17 protein-coding genes are annotated in these 18,432 nt (G+C 59.4%); 15 read left to right on the forward strand and 2 right to left on the reverse strand.

Features of this window, described 5'->3' with window-relative positions; all coding sequences use genetic code 11:
- The first annotated feature begins 120 nt into the window (after window positions 1-120).
- The 3 genes from hrcA (at window position 121) to EWR20_RS05425 (ending at window position 3,109) form a co-directional block, all read left to right on the forward strand.
- Window positions 121-1,134: a heat-inducible transcriptional repressor HrcA gene (hrcA, locus tag EWR20_RS05415; RefSeq protein WP_129359623.1), complete on the forward strand. Its 1,014-nt coding sequence runs from the start codon at window positions 121-123 to the stop codon at window positions 1,132-1,134.
- Between the two features lie 67 nt (window positions 1,135-1,201).
- A complete protein-coding gene (dnaJ, locus tag EWR20_RS05420) occupies window positions 1,202-2,332 on the forward strand; it encodes a molecular chaperone DnaJ (protein WP_129359624.1) in 1,131 nt (376 codons plus the stop codon).
- Between the two features lie 9 nt (window positions 2,333-2,341).
- Window positions 2,342-3,109: a 16S rRNA (uracil(1498)-N(3))-methyltransferase gene (locus tag EWR20_RS05425; RefSeq protein ID WP_129359625.1), complete on the forward strand. Its 768-nt coding sequence runs from the start codon at window positions 2,342-2,344 to the stop codon at window positions 3,107-3,109.
- A gap of 6 nt (window positions 3,110-3,115) precedes the next feature.
- Here the strand turns inward: EWR20_RS05425 and EWR20_RS05430 are convergent, their stop codons facing one another.
- Complete coding sequence (locus tag EWR20_RS05430) at window positions 3,116-4,033, reverse strand: GerMN domain-containing protein (protein WP_165000963.1); 918 nt, start codon at window positions 4,031-4,033, stop codon at window positions 3,116-3,118.
- A 232-nt stretch (window positions 4,034-4,265) separates the two neighbouring features.
- Between EWR20_RS05430 and EWR20_RS05435 the strand changes: the two genes are divergently transcribed.
- The 9 genes from EWR20_RS05435 to EWR20_RS05475 all read left to right on the forward strand — a co-directional run bounded on the left by EWR20_RS05435 (window position 4,266) and on the right by EWR20_RS05475 (window position 14,589).
- Window positions 4,266-5,309: a PhoH family protein gene (locus EWR20_RS05435; RefSeq protein ID WP_129359627.1), complete on the forward strand. Its 1,044-nt coding sequence runs from the start codon at window positions 4,266-4,268 to the stop codon at window positions 5,307-5,309.
- Window positions 5,310-5,356: 47 nt separating this feature from the next.
- Entirely contained in the window at window positions 5,357-5,842 is a 486-nt protein-coding gene (gene ybeY / locus EWR20_RS05440) for an rRNA maturation RNase YbeY (protein WP_129360125.1), read from the forward strand.
- 6 nt (window positions 5,843-5,848) lie between these two features.
- Window positions 5,849-7,135, forward strand: a complete 1,287-nt coding sequence (locus EWR20_RS05445; protein WP_129359628.1) for a hemolysin family protein — start codon at window positions 5,849-5,851, stop codon at window positions 7,133-7,135.
- Window positions 7,132-8,226 carry a GTPase Era gene (locus EWR20_RS05450; RefSeq protein WP_129359629.1) on the forward strand — a complete coding sequence of 365 codons (1,095 nt, stop codon included), beginning with the start codon at window positions 7,132-7,134 and terminating at the stop codon, window positions 8,224-8,226. The genes EWR20_RS05445 and EWR20_RS05450 overlap by 4 nt, the downstream gene beginning before the upstream one ends.
- 111 nt (window positions 8,227-8,337) lie before the next feature.
- Window positions 8,338-9,825: an LCP family protein gene (locus EWR20_RS05455; protein ID WP_129359630.1), complete on the forward strand. Its 1,488-nt coding sequence runs from the start codon at window positions 8,338-8,340 to the stop codon at window positions 9,823-9,825.
- Window positions 9,826-10,080: 255 nt separating this feature from the next.
- Complete coding sequence (leuA, locus tag EWR20_RS05460; RefSeq protein WP_129359631.1) at window positions 10,081-11,817, forward strand: 2-isopropylmalate synthase; 1,737 nt, start codon at window positions 10,081-10,083, stop codon at window positions 11,815-11,817.
- Between the two features lie 82 nt (window positions 11,818-11,899).
- Window positions 11,900-12,658 carry a DNA repair protein RecO gene (recO, locus tag EWR20_RS05465; protein ID WP_165000964.1) on the forward strand — a complete coding sequence of 253 codons (759 nt, stop codon included), beginning with the start codon at window positions 11,900-11,902 and terminating at the stop codon, window positions 12,656-12,658.
- Window positions 12,655-13,440, forward strand: a complete 786-nt coding sequence (locus EWR20_RS05470) for an isoprenyl transferase (RefSeq protein ID WP_129359633.1) — start codon at window positions 12,655-12,657, stop codon at window positions 13,438-13,440. Before recO ends, EWR20_RS05470 begins: the two co-directional genes overlap by 4 nt.
- Window positions 13,441-13,500: 60 nt before the next feature.
- On the forward strand, window positions 13,501-14,589 hold the full coding sequence (locus tag EWR20_RS05475; protein ID WP_255411248.1) for a quinone-dependent dihydroorotate dehydrogenase: 1,089 nt from the start codon (window positions 13,501-13,503) through the stop codon (window positions 14,587-14,589).
- Between the two features lie 87 nt (window positions 14,590-14,676).
- Here EWR20_RS05475 and EWR20_RS05480 read toward each other — a convergent pair whose 3' ends face one another.
- The gene (locus EWR20_RS05480; RefSeq protein ID WP_366150737.1) at window positions 14,677-15,330 is read right to left on the reverse strand and encodes a DUF3043 domain-containing protein; all 654 of its coding nucleotides are present in this window, start codon (window positions 15,328-15,330) and stop codon (window positions 14,677-14,679) included.
- A 12-nt stretch (window positions 15,331-15,342) separates the two neighbouring features.
- Here EWR20_RS05480 and EWR20_RS05485 point away from each other — a divergent pair, with 12 nt between their 5' ends.
- The 3 genes from EWR20_RS05485 (at window position 15,343) to ctaC (ending at window position 18,432) form a co-directional block, all read left to right on the forward strand.
- On the forward strand, window positions 15,343-16,764 hold the full coding sequence (locus tag EWR20_RS05485; RefSeq protein ID WP_129359635.1) for a dipeptidase: 1,422 nt from the start codon (window positions 15,343-15,345) through the stop codon (window positions 16,762-16,764).
- A gap of 151 nt (window positions 16,765-16,915) precedes the next feature.
- Entirely contained in the window at window positions 16,916-17,278 is a 363-nt protein-coding gene (locus EWR20_RS05490; protein ID WP_129359636.1) for a HesB/IscA family protein, read from the forward strand.
- A 296-nt stretch (window positions 17,279-17,574) separates the two neighbouring features.
- Window positions 17,575-18,432 carry an aa3-type cytochrome oxidase subunit II gene (gene ctaC / locus EWR20_RS05495; protein WP_129359637.1) on the forward strand — a complete coding sequence of 286 codons (858 nt, stop codon included), beginning with the start codon at window positions 17,575-17,577 and terminating at the stop codon, window positions 18,430-18,432.

An 18,432-nucleotide genomic window follows, 5' to 3' on the forward strand; every position in this document is an offset into this window, starting at 1 on the left:
CGGCGGCGCGTTTTTCGACAGCGGGCATGCGGCGTAGACTTAGCAGTCGGACCGGGGGAGTGCCAATGGGCTCCCGCCACGAAGCATCTACAGTCAGGATTTTGCGAGGAGGGCGAGACCGTGAACAAGCCACGCCGGCTCGATGTCCTGAGCGCGATCGTCGAGGACTACGTGCACTCGCGCGAGCCCGTCGGTTCAAAAGCCTTGGTCGACCGGCACAAACTCGGTGTCTCCAGCGCAACTGTCCGTAATGACATGGCCGCCCTGGAAGACGCCGGAATGATCATGGCCCCTCACGCGAGCGCCGGCCGGATACCCACGGACAAGGGTTACCGCGCATTCGTGGATCAGATCGCATCGATCAAGCCGCTGTCCGTTGCGGAACGTCGGGCGATCACGAGTTTCCTGGACTCGTCGGACGATGTCGATCAGATGATGGAAAAGACTGTCCGTCTACTGTCCCAATTGACTCGGCAAGTCGCACTTGTTCAGTACCCCACGCGGACCGGGGCGAAAGTCCGGCACCTTGAATTGGTGACCATGGCTCCGCGATTCGTTCTGGTTGTCATGATCACGACTCGCGGGGGAGTCGGCCAGCGCGTCGTCGAGATCCCTAAGGAACTCTCGGAAGAGACGTTGACGGGGATTCGTCGCGGTTTCCTGGACGCGATCCTGGATCGTCCTGTGGGGGATTTGGAGGCTTCGCTGGTGACCGCGGTCGCCGGATGTGAGCCAGCGCATCGTGATTCGGCCAGGATTCTCGCCGGAATGGTGACTATCCTGGGTCGAGGCGAACAGGAAGAACGCCTGCTCATGGCGGGTACTTCTTATCTCGCGGAGTCCACGGACGACTTCAACCGCAGCATCGCGCCTATCCTCGACGTATTGGAAGAGCAAGTCGTCATGTTGCGTTTGCTTTCCGAAATCGGCGAGGACGCCAGGGGCGTCTCCGTCCGGATCGGGCGGGAGAATTCGGACACTCCGTTATCGGATGCGTCCGTGATTGCGACGGGGTACGGGCCGCAACTCGCCTCGAAAGTGGGCATCGTCGGGCCGACACGAATGGATTATCCAGGGACCATGTCCGCGGTGAGGGCCGTCGCGCGGTACCTCTCCCGCATCTTGAACGAATAAATCCGCGCGCACAGCCGTTGACGAATTGGAACCCACGCGGTTTCCGACCGCAGATCAAGGAACATCAGTGAGCGACCACTACCAGACTCTCGGCGTCTCGCGAGACGCCAGTCCAGAAGAAATCAAGAAAGCGTACCGCAAGAAGGCGCGCACCTTGCATCCGGATGTGAATCCTTCGCCCGAGGCGGCAGAAGAATTCAAGCGCGTCTCCCACGCCCACGACATCCTCTCGGACCCGGACAAACGCCGCGTCTATGACACCACGGGGAACGAGAACGGCAATAACACCGGTTATGGCGGTGGCTTCCCCGGCAGCGGGTTCGGTTTCTCGGATATCTTCGAAACGTTCTTCCAAGGCGCCGGCGGACCACGGGGCCCGGAGAGCCGTGTGCGTCAAGGCCAGGATGCCCTCATCAACGTACGGGTCAACCTGCGGGACGCCGTATTCGGAACAGAAAAAGAAGTCACCGTGGATACCGCCGTGACTTGCTCCCTGTGCGAGGGTCAAGGAACCGAGAAGGGAACCGAGCCCGAAACCTGCGACGTCTGCCACGGGCAAGGTCATATTCAGCGTCAGGTCCAGTCCATTCTCGGGAATGTCGTCACCACGGCCGAGTGCCCGAGTTGCCGAGGCTTCGGCACGGTCATCAAGCACCCGTGCCCCGAATGTTACGGCGAGGGCCGTGTGCGTCAGCGCAAGCCGCTGACACTCAAGATCCCGGCGGGTGTTTCGACCGGTACGCGAATTCGACTCAGCGGCGAAGGCGAAGCCGGAACCGGCGGTGGACCGAACGGGGACCTCTACGTCGAGCTTCGCGTGAACCCGGACGAAACCTTTACGCGTGAAGGGGACGATCTCCACGCGACCATGACGGTGCCCATGACTGCAGCAGCGTTGGGCACCACCATCAACCTCGAAACTTTTGACGGTACGCAGGAAGTCACGGTCAAGCCCGGAACCCAGACGGGCCAGACGACCACGCTTCGCGACCTGGGCGTCACCAAGCTCCGCGGCACCGGACGCGGCAACATCGTTGTTCATTTCGAGGTCGAAACACCTTCGAAGATCAACGACGAGCAGCGCGAGCTGTTGCGCAAGCTTGCCGAGCTCCGGGGAGAGGACGACGTCGTCGGCGAAACGATGCAGAACACGGGACACGGATTTTTCTCGCGCTTGCGGGATAGGTTCCAGGACTGACCGGCTTCCATGACGCACCCCGTTTTCTACGTCGAACCGCAACACATCGAATCCTTGGCAGCCGGGGAAACTTATGAATTGGTGGGATCGGAAGGGCACCACGCGAAGACCGTGAAACGACTCGGCGTGGGAGAACCTCTCGACCTGGTTGATGGACGCGGTCATCGCGTCGGCGGTGTCGTCACAGAAATCATTCCGGATGGTCTGGCCGTGTCCGTCGAGTCGGGGCCGTTGCAAGACCCCTCCAGTTCGGTCGTGTTGATCCAGGCACTTGCCAAAGGTGACCGCGACCTCATGGCGGTCGAAATGGCCACCGAACTGGGCGCCAGCGCGATCTTCCCGTGGCAGGCCGAGCGAAGCATTGTGCGGTGGAAAGCAGACCGTGCAGCGAAAGCTCACGCGAAATGGGGCAAAACGGTTTCGGCGGCGGCCAAGCAGGCCAGGCGCTCTTTGGTCCCTCACGTCGGTGAATTGTTGTCCACCTCCCAGGTCTCCCGGCTCATGGAACCGGGGGACCGGATGGTCGTCCTTCATGAGGAAGCCGCGGTGAGCCTCGTGGACTACCTTGGTTCGGTCCAGAGGACGAATAATGATGCCGGTTCGGGCCGCATCTTCGTAGTCGTCGGTCCGGAAGGCGGGATATCCCCTCACGAGGTCCAGACTCTCGAGGAGGCAGGGGCTCAGTGCGCGGTTCTGGGCACGGATGTGCTGAGGAGCTCGACGGCGGGGGCAGCGGCGATCGCGGTCATCAACGCGATGATCGGGCCCTGGCGATGAGAGGGCCTAGTCTCTGATCTTGAACTGGTGGTCATCGTAGAGGCTGACATCCTGGTCGGATACCGCCAGCCCCGGGTCTCGAAGATCCTTTGTGCGGATATAGATACGGATTGTGTAGTCGCCAGGGGACAGTGTTTTGCTGAATTGAATCTCCTGGAGACCGGACTCGCTGCCGGAGAGTTCTTCGTTGCCGGACGCTACTTCAGAACCGTTCTTGCGGATGTCCCAGTACACCCTTGAAGCCACATTGGTGGCTACCATTTTGACGCTGAGGTTCGATGTTGACACCACGTCCTGTTCGGGGTCGATGATCCAAAGAGGCGCTGCGACGGCGTCGTCACGGACCATCGGCTGTCCAAGCGTCTGCTGCCCGAAGCGGTACCCTCGGTGGCCATCGACCAGGATGATGACCTTCATGGTCGGTCCCGCATTGGCTATGCCGCCCGCAGCCGCGGCGGCAGTCGCCGTGTAAATCAGTTGTTGGACCGCGAGATTTGCTTCGTCGCCGGACAGCGAATGGTCAAAGATGTCGGAGGAAACGTTGAGCGTCAACGTGCCGTCCGTAGACATCGACGATCCTACGGACTTCGCGGGCTTCCACGGATTGTGATAGTCCGGGTCGCTGGGATGGACTCTCGTCAGCATGGACACCGCGGTCGCCACCACGTCGCCCGCCGATGCGGCGTCGTCCGCTTGGTAATCCCTGTACTCGCGGTACAGGTAAGAAGATTTACCGGTATTGCCGAGCCAGTACAGCGGAACCTTCCGGTCAGATTGTGACGGCGAGGAGGTCGGCGTGGGAGATTCTTCGGATTCGCTTGCCTTATTGGCGGCATCCAGCAGACCACAGCCACTGAGCACACTGGGAAGAACGCACAAGACCACGACCGCTCCCGCGACCGGGCGCCACGTGCGTGAGATCATGTTCTGAGTCCTCCAGGTCAGTTCGCGCCATGACGGCCTTGCGTTCCGTGCACCCAGTCTAAAGCGTTGACGTGAGTTTCGACTCCCTGAGGCGTCAGTGACATGGGCTTCGCTCGCATTCGGCAGAATCTCGTGGTGCGCTCGCGACAACAACGGTAGTCTTGGACAATAACTGGGTCCTCTGGAACATAGGGGTCCAACGCCCCTTGAAGGAGAGGTAATTCCGCATTTGATGACCGCATCCACGCCTGGTCTTTCACGTCCGTTGTCCGTTTCGAGGACATACACATTTCGAAGCCGCGAGTCCATGGTCGAAGTCCTTGGGCCGCAGGATTCGTCATTGCTCATCATCGAGCAGGCGTTCTCGGATGTTTCCCTAGGTGTCAAAGGGCTCGACGTCGTCGTGACCGGGCCCTCGGCCCAGGTTGATTTGGTCATCAGGCTCTTCGAGGAACTCGAGGTCCTGGCCTCTCAAGACAGCGTCATCAGCGCCGAAGTCGTCAAGCGCTTGGTGGACCTGCTGATCAAGAATATGGCTTCCGCATCTCCGACGATGACGCAGAACATACTTTCGTCTCGCGGCCGGAAAATCAGGCCCAAAACGGTCAACCAGTCCTCATATGTGGAAGCGATCGACAACAACACCGTGATTTTCGGCATCGGGCCGGCCGGTACAGGCAAAACGTACCTCGCCATGGCCAAAGCGGTACAAGCGCTTCAGGCCAAAGAGGTCAACCGCATCATTCTGACCCGCCCCGCCGTAGAAGCGGGGGAGAGCTTGGGGTTTCTTCCGGGCAGCCTCAACGAAAAAATCGATCCGTACCTGCGGCCTTTGTACGACGCACTTCACGACATGATGGACCCCGAATCGATCCCGCGGCTGATGGAGGCCGGAACCATTGAGGTAGCCCCTCTGGCCTACATGCGCGGTCGTACCCTGAACGATGCGTTCGTGATCCTGGACGAGGCTCAGAACACCACGGTCGAGCAAATGAAGATGTTCCTGACTCGTTTGGGGTTCGGCTCCAAGATGGTGGTTACAGGGGATGTGACGCAGGTTGATCTTCCTACCGGATCTGCGTCCGGCCTGCGGCAGGTCCGGAAGATTCTGAACGACATCGAGGAAATACATTTTTCCCAGCTCGAAGCCGTCGACGTCGTGCGACATCAGCTGGTGAGCGACATCGTCACGGCCTACGGGAAATGGGAGGACGAGCAGCAGGTCTCCTCCCAATCACGTGCGGGGCGGCGCCGGTCCGAGGGTGATAGCGAGTGAGCTTCCCCGCCGAGACCGCTGGAGAGCAGAGCCTCCCCTTCGTCGATATCGACAGCCCCGAAGCCGGGACGGGCCCAGAAGAACAGGCTTTTGCTGCGGTCAATGTGGCCCAGTTGCGCAGGCTTGTAGCTTTCGCGTTCGAGTCGCTCCACGTTTCTTTTCAGACGGAGCTATCGATCACTGTTATCGGCGAAGCCGAGATGGAGCGGCTTCACATCGAGTGGATGGACCTCGGAGGTCCCACGGATGTGATGTCCTTCCCCATGGACGAGATGCGTCCGGGAACGCCGGATGAACTCGCGGAGGGAACTCTTGGCGATATCGCCCTGTGTCCCACGGTCGCGGCCCGGCAGGCCGAGGCCGCTGGACACTCAACGGCTGATGAACTGTGTCTGCTTCTGCTCCATGGAATCCTGCATTGCCTCGGGTACGATCACGCCACGACCGAGCAGGAACGAGAAATGTTTTCCCTGCAACGGAATATCCTGGAAGAATTTCTGGGCCACCCCGCGCCCGTGGAAACGAGGCATTAGCACGGTATGATCACGGCACTCCTCGCCATCGCGACCCTGATTCTGCTAGGCGTGGCATTTCTTCTGACCGCTGCAGAATCGGCGTTTACCTATTTGCCACGTCACGAAGCGGAGAAGGCTTCCCAGGCCGACGAGCGCCAAAGCCTCAAAAAGGTCCTCGAAGACCCTCGGCCGTATATGCATGCCCTGAGATTCGCTCGGATTCTCTGCGAATCCCTCGTCTCGGTCGTCCTCACTATTCTTTTTCTGCGTTTCATACCCTGGGTATGGCTTTCGGCGCTGATTGCCGTCGTCATCGCGACTTTGCTGGGGTTCGTCGTGATTGGTGTCTCGCCGCGTCACGTCGGACGATCGCATCCATTGGCCGTCGTCTCCAGGACCTCCGGTTTTCTCCGCGCGATCACCGCCGTGTTGGGACCTGTGCCACGGTGGCTCATGCGTGGCGGCTCAGCTTTTGCCCAGCCCACGGACGAGAACGCCGGGTTCTTCACGGAAGAAGAACTCCGTGAGTTCGTGGATCGGGCCAGCGGCACGGATGTGATCGAAGACAGCGAGGCGGCGATGCTGCACTCGATTTTCGAGCTGGATGACACCCGCATTCGAGCGGTGATGGTCCCACGAACCGACACGGTGACTTTCGACCTTGATGACTCGGTGGACAACGCCCTCAACCTGTTTTTGCGATCCGGATATTCGCGCATCCCCGTCATAGGCGAGGACTTCGATGACGTCCGCGGCTTCTTGTACCTCAAGGACGTCGCCGAGGCGATTTTGACCCGTGATCACCAGGGCAGCGCCCCCGTTGTCTCGGATCTCTTGCGTCCGGCACGTTTCGTTCCCGAATTGCAGAAAGTCTCAGAACTGCTGCCCCAAATGCAGCGGGAGGGCACGCACGTCGCAATCGTGGTTGATGAGTACGGTGGTACGGCAGGGCTGGTCACGCTCGAAGACCTCATTGAGGAGCTCGTCGGTGAGATTGTCGACGAGTACGATACGGCCGAGCCGGAAGCAACGGCCGAAGGCGACGCCTATCGAGTGTCGGCCCGCATGAGCATCGGCGACCTCGGCGAGCTCTTCGACCTTGATCTGGAAGACGACGACGTCGATTCCGTCGGCGGTCTCCTGGCCAAGGCTCTCGGCCGAGTTCCGATCGTTGGTTCCACAGCGGAGATCTACGGGATTCGGCTCAAAGCCGTTAAGCTCGAGGGGCGCCGGAACCGCGTCGGCACGGTCCTCGCATGGCAGGAACCGCCACAGGAAGAACTTGACGGACAGGAGCCCTCGGAGGAATGAACATGGATTTAGCAACCGTACCCGAGGATTTCGTCGCCGGATTCGCGGTCCTGGTCGGGCGCCCGAACGCCGGAAAATCGACGTTGACGAATGCGTTGGTCGGCCAGAAGGTGGCCATCACCTCCAACCGACCCCAGACGACGCGACACACCATCCGCGGCATTGTCCATCGCGATCATTCCCAACTGATTCTGATCGATACCCCAGGACTGCATCGGCCCCGAACACTCCTCGGTGAGCGACTCAACGATCTCGTCGCGGAGACGCTCGCGGAGGTTGACGTCATTGGCTTCTGCGTACCTGCCGACGAAAAGATCGGTCCAGGAGATCGCTACATCGCATCACAGTTGGCCGCGGCGGGGAAAAAGCCTATCGTCGCTATTGTTACCAAGGCCGACAAAGTCCCTGCGGACCGACTCGCGGAGCAACTCGTAGCCGTCACAGATCTGGGCAATGAAATCATGACCTCCGAGCGACGCGCCCGTGAAGAGCGTGCACGCCGTCGGCAGGCCCAGGGCAAAGGCTCCCAGGGCAGAAAATCTGACCCGCCGGCCCTCTTCGCCAAGGGCTCGAACAACTCAGAAAACGTCCCGACGGGGCCGGTCGACGACGGTCAGGGCGGCTGGGCTGACATCATTCCGGTTTCGGCCGTCAAAGATTTCCAGGTCGAGTCCGTTGCAAGCGTACTGAGCTCGTATTTGCCCGATTCCCCGCCACTTTATCCTGACGGCGATCTGACCGATGAGCCCGAGGCCGTTATGGTTGCAGAACTCGTTCGTGAGGCTGCCCTAGAAGGTGTCCGCGACGAGTTGCCGCACTCGGTGGCCGTGACCGTTGAGGAGATGAATGACCGCGAGGACCGGCCCGAGGACGATCCGATGATCGACGTCCACGTGAACCTGTATGTTGAACGGGACTCGCAGAAAGCCATCATTATCGGAAAGCGCGGATCCAGGTTGCGGGATATCGGAACCAAGGCTCGGCAGGGGATAGAACCGTTGCTCGGAGCCAAAGTCTATTTGAGCATTCACGTGAAGGTTGCCAAGGACTGGCAACGTGATCCCCGGGCCCTGGGTCGCTTGGGATTCTAGACGGCATCCGGGGAAGAAAGAGGAAATTCACGGTCTGACGTGAGGAAACTTATCAGCCTCGGGCCGTAAAGTACTTAATGGTTTTTTGCCGTCCGTTCGAGAGGAATATCTGTGCCGCAGTCGCCCGAGACTTCGAATGAAGCGCCTTCGCCGCGCCTCAATGCCCGGGGCCGTCACTACAAGAACCGCGCGAGGAAATCCAAGCGTGGGCTCTGGCTCTCGCTGTGCTGTGTCGGTCTTTTGCTCGTCGTCATGGGTGCCGGTGGATTCGCCGCGATGCGTCTGCGGTCCAACGTCGAGACGGATGCGCTCAATCTCGGGTCGGGCCTCGACGGTGGAAAAGAACTAGCGGACGGCCCCCTCGATATCCTCGTCATCGGCTCCGACACCCGAACGGGCAATAACGCCAATTACGGCGATACTTCGGATGAGGGCTCCGGCGCTCGTTCGGACGTCATGATGCTGATGCAAATCAGCGAGGACCACAAGAAGGTCAACGTGGTGTCTTTCCCCCGTGACCTGATGGTCGACATCCCGCAGTGCCAAGGGGCGGACGGAAAGAAATACCCCGCCGAACAAGACACCCAGATCAATGAGTCACTCACCAACGGCGGGCCGGGTTGCACCGTAGCGACCATCAACCAGATGACCGGTATCAACGTAGACCACTTCATGCTCGTCGACTTCAACGCTGTGAAACAGTTGAGCACCGTCGTGGGGGGTGTGAACGTCTGCGTCAACAAACCGATCAAGGACGAATACTCGGGACTGGACATTCCATCGGGCAATTCCGAGGTCGAGGGCGAACAAGCCCTGGCCTTCCTCCGCTCACGTCACGGTTTCGGCGACGGATCCGACACTAGCCGAATCCAGGCCCAGCAGGGCTTCCTGGCTTCGTTGATGCGGAAGGTCAAGGAACAAGGAACCTTGTCTAATCCCGGCAAAATGTACGGTATCGCGGAGGCTGTCACCCAGAACGTCACCGTCGACAAGGGTTTCACCGACCCCGCCACGTTCGTGGACATCGGCAAAATCCTCTCCGGCGTTGACCTGTCCGACATTGTTTTTGCCACGGCTCCCACAGAGCCATATGTCAATGACGAGAACAAGTTGCAGCTCTCCGGCGAAGCGGAGAAGGTCTTCGAGACTCTGCGCAAGGACGGATCACTGGCCGGTGGGCAGGACGAGTCTTCCGATTCCCCGTCGAGTTCGGCACCCGAGCCGGAAATCGACCGGTCAGTACCCGTGTATATGTCCAATGCATCGGGGACCGAGAATCGTGGCAAGGACCTGAGCGGCAAGGTCGAAGAACTCGGGTACACCGGCGTGACGTACCAGGATCTGGCCGAGGCCTCGGAGACCACCACAATCCAGTACGCCGCCGGATATCAGCAGCAGGCTCAGGAGATCGCGAACAAGTTCGGCCTGGGGTCGGACCAAGTGGTCGAAAGCGCGGCGGTTGCCGGAATCGACGTCAATGTGGGCAAGGACTTCGCAAGCGGAGACACGGTCAAGAAGGAAGGCTCTTCCTCAATTGTCGGCGGCGCGAATGGACAGACCGCCGATCAGCAGACCTGCCAGAAAGCATTCGCTTACTGATACTGGCCGCGGCCTCGAATCTGGCGGATTCGCTGACGTCGGCTATGGGCGTCGCATCCCATAATGTGGACAGACCGTGACCTGTCACGCAGGGATGCGACGCGGGTGGTACGTTGAATATCGTGAATCAATCATCCGTGATCCTCCTGCTTAGTTGCCGCAGCGAGGCCTCGTATTCCGACTAGGCCGACACCTCGCTGCGGAGATCAGTTGCGCCGGCCGCAACCTTATACAACGTCCTGAGAGGCACTCACGATGACTCACCCGCAGAAATCCTCCGGAATGCCGATTCACAAATATCGTCCCTACCACGAGGAAATTTCGGTCAATCTTCCCGACCGCACCTGGCCGGATAAGGTCATGACGCACGCACCGCGCTGGTGCGCGGTCGACCTCCGCGATGGAAACCAGGCCTTGGTGGACCCGATGGACACGGACCGCAAACTGGCGATGTTCAAGCTCCTGGTCGCGATGGGTTACAAAGAGATCGAGGTTGGTTTCCCCTCCGCGTCCCAGACCGATTTCAATTTCGTACGCACCCTCATCGAGGACCATTACATCCCCGACGACGTCACGATCCAGGTTTTGGTCCAGTGCCGGGAGCACCTCATCGAGCGGACGTATGAGGCCATCGAGGGCGCACCCTCAGCGATCATCCATTTCTACAATTCGACGTCAGTTCTCCAACGTCGCGTTGTCTTCAAACAGGATCAGGACGGCATCATGGATATCGCCCTGAACGGTGCTCGTCTCTGCACCAAGTACGAAGAGCAGATGAGCACTACTGTGCCTCTCACGTACCAGTATTCTCCGGAGTCCTACACGGGCACCGAGGTCGAGTACGCTGCGCGCGTTGCCAACGCGGTTACCAATGAACTGGGGATCGGAGAAGACCGCCAGGTCATCATCAATTTGCCCGCGACCGTCGAGATGGCAACGCCCAACGTCTATGCCGACTCGATCGAATGGATGAGCCGTCATCTGGACAATCGGGACAACGTCATTCTTTCCCTGCACCCGCACAATGATCGGGGCACGGGCATCGCCGCTGCTGAACTCGGTTTCCTGGCCGGTGCAGATCGGATCGAGGGCTGTCTCTTCGGCAACGGCGAGCGGACCGGAAACGTCGACCTGGTGACCCTGGGACTCAATCTGTTCACGCAGGGCATCGATCCGCAGATCGATTTTTCTAACATCGACGAAATCCGGCAAACGGTCGAGTACTGTAACCAAATCAAGGTCCACGAGCGTTCTCCCTACGGTGGAGATTTGGTATTCACGGCATTCTCCGGGTCCCACCAGGACGCCATCAAGAAGGGCTTCGAAGCGATGGAGGTCGATGCGAAGTCCCAGAACAAGGATGTCGAGGAGATGGAATGGGCCGTTCCTTACCTGCCCATCGATCCTATGGATCTCGGCAGGAACTACGAAGCGGTCATCCGTGTGAATTCCCAGTCCGGCAAGGGCGGCGTCGCCTACTTGTTGAAGCAGCAGAAGGGCCTGGACATGCCCAAACGTGCGCAGGTGGAGTTCTCGAGCGTCGTCCAGAATCGTACGGACAGCGAAGGCGGCGAAATCACGAGCGTCGCCCTCTGGGACATCTTCAAGGACGAGTACCTGCCGGCGGAAGAGGACCACGGTGAGCGTCGTTGGGGCAAATTCCGAATTGCCGCGATGACCACCGAGGCCACGGATACGGGGGACACGACCCTGCGGCTCAAGCTGGACATCAACGGTCGTGAGATCGACCGTTCTGCCGTCGGCAACGGACCTATTGACGCGCTGACCCGAGTGCTCTCCCATGAGGGTGTCGACGTTCGAGTCCTGGACTACTCCGAGCATGCGATGTCAGCGGGCGAGAATGCCCATGCGGCCAGCTATGTCGAGGCGGCGGTCGGCGATCGTGTCCTGTGGGGCGTCGGTGTCGACGCCAACACCACCCGCGCAGGCCTGAAAGCTCTGATCTCAGCCGTCAACCGCGCATTGCGGTAATCAAGTTCGCCTGACGACGCCGCCCACGCTTTGCGCGGGCGGCGTCGTATTTTTCTCACATCTGCCGTGGGATAATGGGCGAGTGCCAACGACAACCGCCGTATCCAGGACGTATCGCGAGACTGTGATCGTCCTGGGAACGTACCCACTTGGCGAGTCGGACCGGATCATTGTCGGTCTGTCCGCTGGGCACGGTCTGATACGTGCTGTGGCTAAAGGCGTGCGCCGAAGCAACTCGAAGCTCGGTGCGAGGTTAGAACCCTTCATGATCACGGATGTTTCTTTGGTCCACGGCCGGAATCTGGATACCGTGACTCAGGCCGTAACCCGAAAGGCCTACGCTGCTCCCATCGTGGCCGATTACGTCGCGTATACGAGCGCTTCGGCTATTGCGGAGGTTTCGGAGCACGTGGCCCAGGGAGATCCTGAGTCCGCGCGAGAACTCTTCACCTTGACGGCGGGGGCCCTCTCTTCCTTGGCTCGTCAGACCCATCCACCTCAGGACGTCTTGAACTCGTTCCTGGCCCGATCCATGCGGATTGCAGGCTGGTACATCGCAACCGAAGCCTGTGTTCGGTGCGGGGACACCGAGAACGTGACCTCGTGGTCGATATCCGGTGGGGGTGTCGTATGCGCCGCTTGTGCCCAGGCCGGGGACCGTCCGCTGAGCACGGACATGATGACTTACCTCCGCGCAGTTGCCACGGGAAACTGGGACCTTCTGCAGGACGTTGAAGATCACACCGCTGCGGACCGCGTCGGAGCGCTCCTCAGACGTTATGTACAGTGGCACGTGGAGCGCGAGTTCCGCTCATTTGCCTTGCTCGAAAGGACCTTATGACTATCCAAGCCCCCTTTCCTCATCCGTCGGGAAGACGCCCGCCCGCCATTCCTCAGAAGTTCGTACCGCGTCACGTGGCCGTGGTCATGGACGGTAACGGACGTTGGGCGAATGAGCGCGGATTGCCCCGCAATGAGGGCCACAAAGCGGGGGAGCAGGCGCTCCTGGATGTGGTAGCTGGAGCGATTGAAATGGGCATTTCCGTCGTGAGCGCCTACGCCTTCTCGACCGAGAACTGGAAGCGGTCCCTCGATGAGGTCAATTTCTTGATGAGATTCTGCGGCGACGTCTTGGAGCGCCAGCTCGATACACTGAATTCTTGGGGTGTTCGTATCCGTTGGGCCGGCAGACGCCCTCGCCTGTGGAAGTCCGTTATTCGCCAGTTGGAGACCTGTGAGCGGGAGACAGCGGACAACACCGTGTGCACGCTAGTGATGTGCGTGAATTATGGGGGTCGTGCAGAAATCGCCGATGCCGCAGCCGCCATCGCTGCCGATGCGGCAGCCGGAACCGTCAAACCCGGCCAGATTAACGAGAAAACATTCGCTCGGTATTTGGACGAACCAGATCTTCCGGATGTGGATATGTTCTTGCGAACCTCTGGGGAACAACGATTCTCCAATTTCCTTCTCTGGCAGAGCGCTTATGCCGAGATGATCTTCATGAATATCCTTTGGCCGGACGTGGATCGCCTCGTTCTCTGGGACGCCATCGAAGAATATGCTCAACGCGACCGCAGATATGGGGGAGCGGTGGACTCGGTAACTAAATCTGCAGTTTAACCTCAAATCGTAACCCTCAACCTCAAATTCATATTTAAAAACGAAGGCCCAGGAGAATCCGTGGTCAGGTTCTATCCAACATTTTTCAAGATCGCCTTCTCCGGTATGGACGCGGAGAGAGCACACGCGATCGGTTTCGCAGCAATCAAGGCATGCCGGCAATCGGGAGTTTCCAAGGCTCTCCGTATGTTGACGGCGCCGGACAAATCTTTGCGCACGGAAGCACTCGGTCGCGTCTTCCCTTCCCCTTTCGGTTTGGCAGCCGGTTTCGACAAAGGCGCCACAGGGATCAATGCGCTGACCGACCTGGGCTTCGGTCACGTGGAGGTGGGAACGGTCACCGGCCAACCGCAATCCGGCAACCCCAAGCCCAGGTTGCACCGGCTCGTCCGAGATCACGCGGTGATCAATCGCATGGGGTTCAACAATGACGGCGCCGACCAGATCGGACCGCGTTTGGCTTCGGCTCATGCCGACCTGTGGCACGACTACAAGGAACGCACGCGTCCGATCGTCGGCGTGAATATTGGCAAAACGAAGGTCGTGCCCGTCGAGGATGCGATCGAGGACTACGTGCACAGCACGCGGACGCTTGCTCCCCAGGCGGACTACCTTGCGGTCAACGTGAGCTCACCCAACACGCCCGGGCTCCGGGATCTGCAGCACATCGATGCGCTCCGGCCACTGCTGAGCGCCGTCGTACGCGAAGCGGAACAGGCCGCGCGTCGGCACGTTCCGGTACTGGTGAAAATAGCCCCCGACCTTTCGGACACCGAGGTCGCGGCGATCGCCGATCTCGCGGTTGAGCTGGAACTTGACGGCATCATCGCCACCAACACCACGATTCGGCGCGAAGGTTTGGGCTTGCAATCTTCTCCGACCGACATCGAAGAATGCGGGACAGGGGGCCTATCCGGCGAACCGTTACGGAAGAGATCGCTCGAAGTTCTCTCTGCTGTTCGGGCTCGTGTCGGGGCAGATATGACCATCATCTCGGTCGGGGGAGTCACCTCGGCCGGCGATGTGGAGGAGCGTCTGCAACGCGGAGCCAATCTGGTTCAGGGGTATACCGCTTTCCTGTACGAAGGCCCGTTCTGGGCTGCCCGAATCAACCGTGGCCTGAAGAAAATGAGGCGCCGACGCAGCTGACTTCAGCAGACCGTATTAACGATTGAGGACGGCCGGCCACCAAGGAGTGGCCTGCCGTCCTCACTTCAGTAAACTACCGCGCAGGGTTTAGGAAGGGAATTCCCCTCGCTTGACCTGCGGCTTGGGCATCCGCAAACGACGGATCATCATGACCCGGTTGAATACATACATCCCGGATCCCGCTTCGGCGGAACCGAATTTCTCGATCACAAGCTTCTTGAGTTTTCTCCACAGGATGAAGAAGTCCAGGAGCCAGATTGCAATAAAGATCCACATGACGTAGATCGTGAACTGCTGGATGTGGAGGGGCATCACCAGGCCGAGAATGAAGATGACGAGCAAAATGACGATGAAGTAGTCACCGATATTGAACCTTGCATCGACATAATCCCGGATGAAACGACGCTGGTGGCCACGGTCACGAACAGGCAAGTAACGATCATCGCCCGTCTGCATCGCCTGGTTCTGCCGTACTCGCGCTTCCCTGGCGGCCTCGCGTTCCTTTTGCTTGGCCATCTTGCGATCGTCAGGCACAAGGGGACGTTTGCGGGCGGCCTCTCTCTCTTTACGAGTTGGAGTAGGGCGGCCCTTGCCTTGGGCCCTTGCGGCCTCTGAAGAGTTCATCGACTCCGACGACTCTTCTGTGGCAACGCTTTCAGCTGAGGATTTCTTCTTGCTTCCGAACACCCGTCCAGGATACTTGATGGCGCGCCCTGTTACTTTCCACCGCGCCAGAAGCATAAGGTGGCGCCTATGACGAACAACGATGTAACTAGCGCCAATGACGGTCGAAAAGCAGAACCTTCGATTGAGGTTGAGATTAAAGCTCGTGTCGAGAAGACGTTCCAGAACACTCTGGCAACTCTCAAGGAGCTCGTCTCGATTCCCTCGGTGGCATGGGAAAGTCACGATCTGTCCCGGGTGCGCGAAAGCGCCGAACGGGTCGCAGAGCTGGCCCGCGAGTCCGGCTTCGACGACGTCGAAATCCTCACTGCCGACAAGCCTGATGGGGGCCAGGGGATGCCGGCCGTCGTCGCCCGAAAGCATCCTCGCCCTGGATACCCGACAGTTCTTCTCTACGCTCACCACGACGTTCAACCGGTTGGCGACGTAGCCGACTGGGATACGGATCCTTGGGTTGCAACCGAGGTCGGCGACCGCCTGTACGGACGTGGCGCCGCGGACGACAAAGCCGGTTTGATGACTCACCTTGCATCGGTCGATGCGCTTCACAGCGTCCTGGGCGAGGAACTTGGGATCGGCATTACTTTGTTCATCGAAGGTGAGGAAGAGGCCGGCTCACCGAGCTTCGGGAATTTTCTCGCTACTTATCAAGACAAACTTCAGGCTGACGCAATCGTGGTCGCGGATTCTTCCAACTGGCGCGCTGGAGTTCCCGCGCTGACCACGAGCCTTCGCGGTGTCATCTCAGGAACCGTCACGGTGAGGACCCTGGATCATGCCCTTCACTCAGGAATGTTCGGAGGTCCCTTGGTCGATGCGAATACCGCCATGGTGCGCGTCCTGGCATCCTTGCACGATGACGAGGGGTCGGTAGCGGTCGACGGTCTGGTTCGTGGCCCGGATCCTGAGCTCGACTACGCGGAAGAAGATTTCCGCACCGATGCGGGGGCGCTCGAAGATTTCCGCCTCACCGGCAAAGGGAGCATCTCGTCCCGGCTGTGGAACCAGCCGGCGCTGTCCATCATCGGGATGGATATCACTTCGGTCGATCAATCCTCCAACACCATGGCCTCCACGGCCCGAGCTCGAGTTAGCCTCCGTCTTGCGCCGGGGCAAGACCCTCATGAGGCCCATCGACTTCTGGAAGAACACCTGACTCAGAACGCTCCTTGGGGGTCCACTGTCGAATACGACGGCGGCGAAGCCGGTCAGCCTTTCGAATCGGATGTGACCAGCGGTCCTGCTCAGGCTGTCTTGGAGTCAATGAAGGACGCTTGGAAAACCGAGCCCGTTCTCATGGGCATGGGCGGATCGATTCCGTTCGTAGCATCGTTGACGCAGACGTTCCCTGATGCGGCGATCCTCATCACGGGCATCGAGGATCCGGACACTCGCGCACACAGTGCCAATGAGTCTCTCTTCATTCCGGATTTCCAGCGCGCCATAGAATCCGAAGCGTTCTTCATGGTCCGTATGAATCAATCTCGCTGACGACGCCCTACGCGGCCTCGCCACGGTGTGTGGTGAGCATCCAACGTGGGCAACGGTTCGGTCGGCGGAGGAATAACGAGAGCAGTAATAGGGTTACACTGACGCGAGAGCAATAGCTAGGCTTGAGGCGAGCAGAAAGGCAGGTCGCGATATGACTGTTGCACCCGAAATGAAGACCGAGATGCCGACTCACGGCGTGACTCTCACCGAAGGAGCAGCCGAGAAGGTGCGCACCCTTCTGGAACAGGAGGGGCGAACAGACTTGCGTCTCCGTGTTGCGGTTCAGCCCGGTGGTTGCTCAGGTTTGATCTACCAGTTGTACTTCGACGAGCGCGTTCTCGATGGAGATGCTCTGCGCGAGTTCGACGGCGTCGAGGTCATCGTTGATCGGATGAGCACTCCTTACCTGGAAGGCTCGACGATCGACTTCGAGGACACCATTCAGAAACAGGGTTTCTCGATCGACAATCCGAATGCGCAGGGTTCCTGCGCCTGTGGTGATTCTTTCAACTAAGTGATATAGATCGCGTCCAGTCGGCGCGTAATATGGCCCGGTCATTCCCGCTTTGGGGAGGATCGGGCCATAGTCTTGTTAAGGTCGAAAGTTCGGGCTCCAACTCGCCCCTAGCCGTTATGTCGGAGCTGAATCTGTTCCGACTTTCGGGGTACTGTGGTGACACAGTGTCAGCGGAAATCCGCAGGGACGAGTAAGCTCGTATTAAGACCAGAACGCTGTCGCACGACCACCCGGGAAACGGTGGAACGGCTCAGCGTTCATCACACGCACGGAAATTAGAGGAAGGGCAGTCTGTGAGTTCGCAGAAACGAACCGGTAGCAGTCGCGCCAAGGGCATTGTCGCCATCGGTGCGACGGCGGCCGCCACGCTGCTGTTGACGGGTTGTTCGGATAGCGCCGAGGTCGGATTCTTGCCGACCAAGCGCGGCACGACCGACAACGTCGACACGATCATGGATCTTTGGATCGGCTCCTGGATCGCTGCACTCGCAGTCGGTCTGGTGACCTGGGGTCTGATGCTCTGGTGCATCATCGCCTATCGTCGCCGCAAGGGAGAAACTGGCTACCCGCGCCAGCTGGGATATCACCTTCCTCTCGAGATCATGTACACGATCATCCCGATCGTTTTGATCGTGAGCCTCTTTGCGTTTTCCGACAAAGCAGAGCGTTCGGTCGACAGTCGCTGGGATCAGCCAGGCGTCACGGTCGAGGTCTATGGCAAGCAGTGGGCCTGGGACTTCAATTACCTGGACAGTGATACCTACACGTCAGGTACGCAGGCTCGTCTCGACGGCCAGTCTGGCCGGGAGGATAAGCTTCCGACCCTCTACCTGCCGGAGAATACCGAGGTTGAGCTCCAGCTCAAGTCTCGCGACGTGAACCACTCATTCTGGGTGCCCGCATTCCTGCAGAAGATCGACACCATCCCCGGTCAGACCAACTACATGGACTTCAAGACTGGTGGCCCCGGTGATTACCAGGGCAAATGCGCCGAGCTTTGCGGTGAGTACCACTCAGAAATGCTCTTCAACGTAAAGGTCGTCTCCCAGGACGACTATGACAAGCACATGCAGGACCTCAAGAACCAGGGCAATAACGGACGCCTCGGCGATGAGTACAACCGCAATCCCAACATGAACGAATCGAAGTAG

It is taken from the genome of Rothia uropygioeca (assembly GCF_004136585.1).
Lineage (GTDB): Bacteria > Actinomycetota > Actinomycetes > Actinomycetales > Micrococcaceae > Rothia.

What these genes read in the sequence shown, in the direction of transcription:
- EWR20_RS05425 (WP_129359625.1), top strand. Translation starts at nt 2,342, where the DNA reads ATGACGCACCCCGTTTTCTACGTCGAACCGCAACACATCGAATCCTTG.
- EWR20_RS05430 (WP_165000963.1), bottom strand. Translation starts at nt 4,033, where the DNA reads ATGATCTCACGCACGTGGCGCCCGGTCGCGGGAGCGGTCGTGGTCTTG.
- EWR20_RS05435 (WP_129359627.1), top strand. Translation starts at nt 4,266, where the DNA reads ATGACCGCATCCACGCCTGGTCTTTCACGTCCGTTGTCCGTTTCGAGG.
- EWR20_RS05445 (WP_129359628.1), top strand. Translation starts at nt 5,849, where the DNA reads ATGATCACGGCACTCCTCGCCATCGCGACCCTGATTCTGCTAGGCGTG.
- EWR20_RS05450 (WP_129359629.1), top strand. Translation starts at nt 7,132, where the DNA reads ATGAACATGGATTTAGCAACCGTACCCGAGGATTTCGTCGCCGGATTC.
- leuA (WP_129359631.1), top strand. Translation starts at nt 10,081, where the DNA reads ATGACTCACCCGCAGAAATCCTCCGGAATGCCGATTCACAAATATCGT.
- EWR20_RS05470 (WP_129359633.1), top strand. Translation starts at nt 12,655, where the DNA reads ATGACTATCCAAGCCCCCTTTCCTCATCCGTCGGGAAGACGCCCGCCC.
- EWR20_RS05480 (WP_366150737.1), bottom strand. Translation starts at nt 15,330, where the DNA reads ATGCTTCTGGCGCGGTGGAAAGTAACAGGGCGCGCCATCAAGTATCCT.
- EWR20_RS05485 (WP_129359635.1), top strand. Translation starts at nt 15,343, where the DNA reads ATGACGAACAACGATGTAACTAGCGCCAATGACGGTCGAAAAGCAGAA.
- EWR20_RS05490 (WP_129359636.1), top strand. Translation starts at nt 16,916, where the DNA reads ATGACTGTTGCACCCGAAATGAAGACCGAGATGCCGACTCACGGCGTG.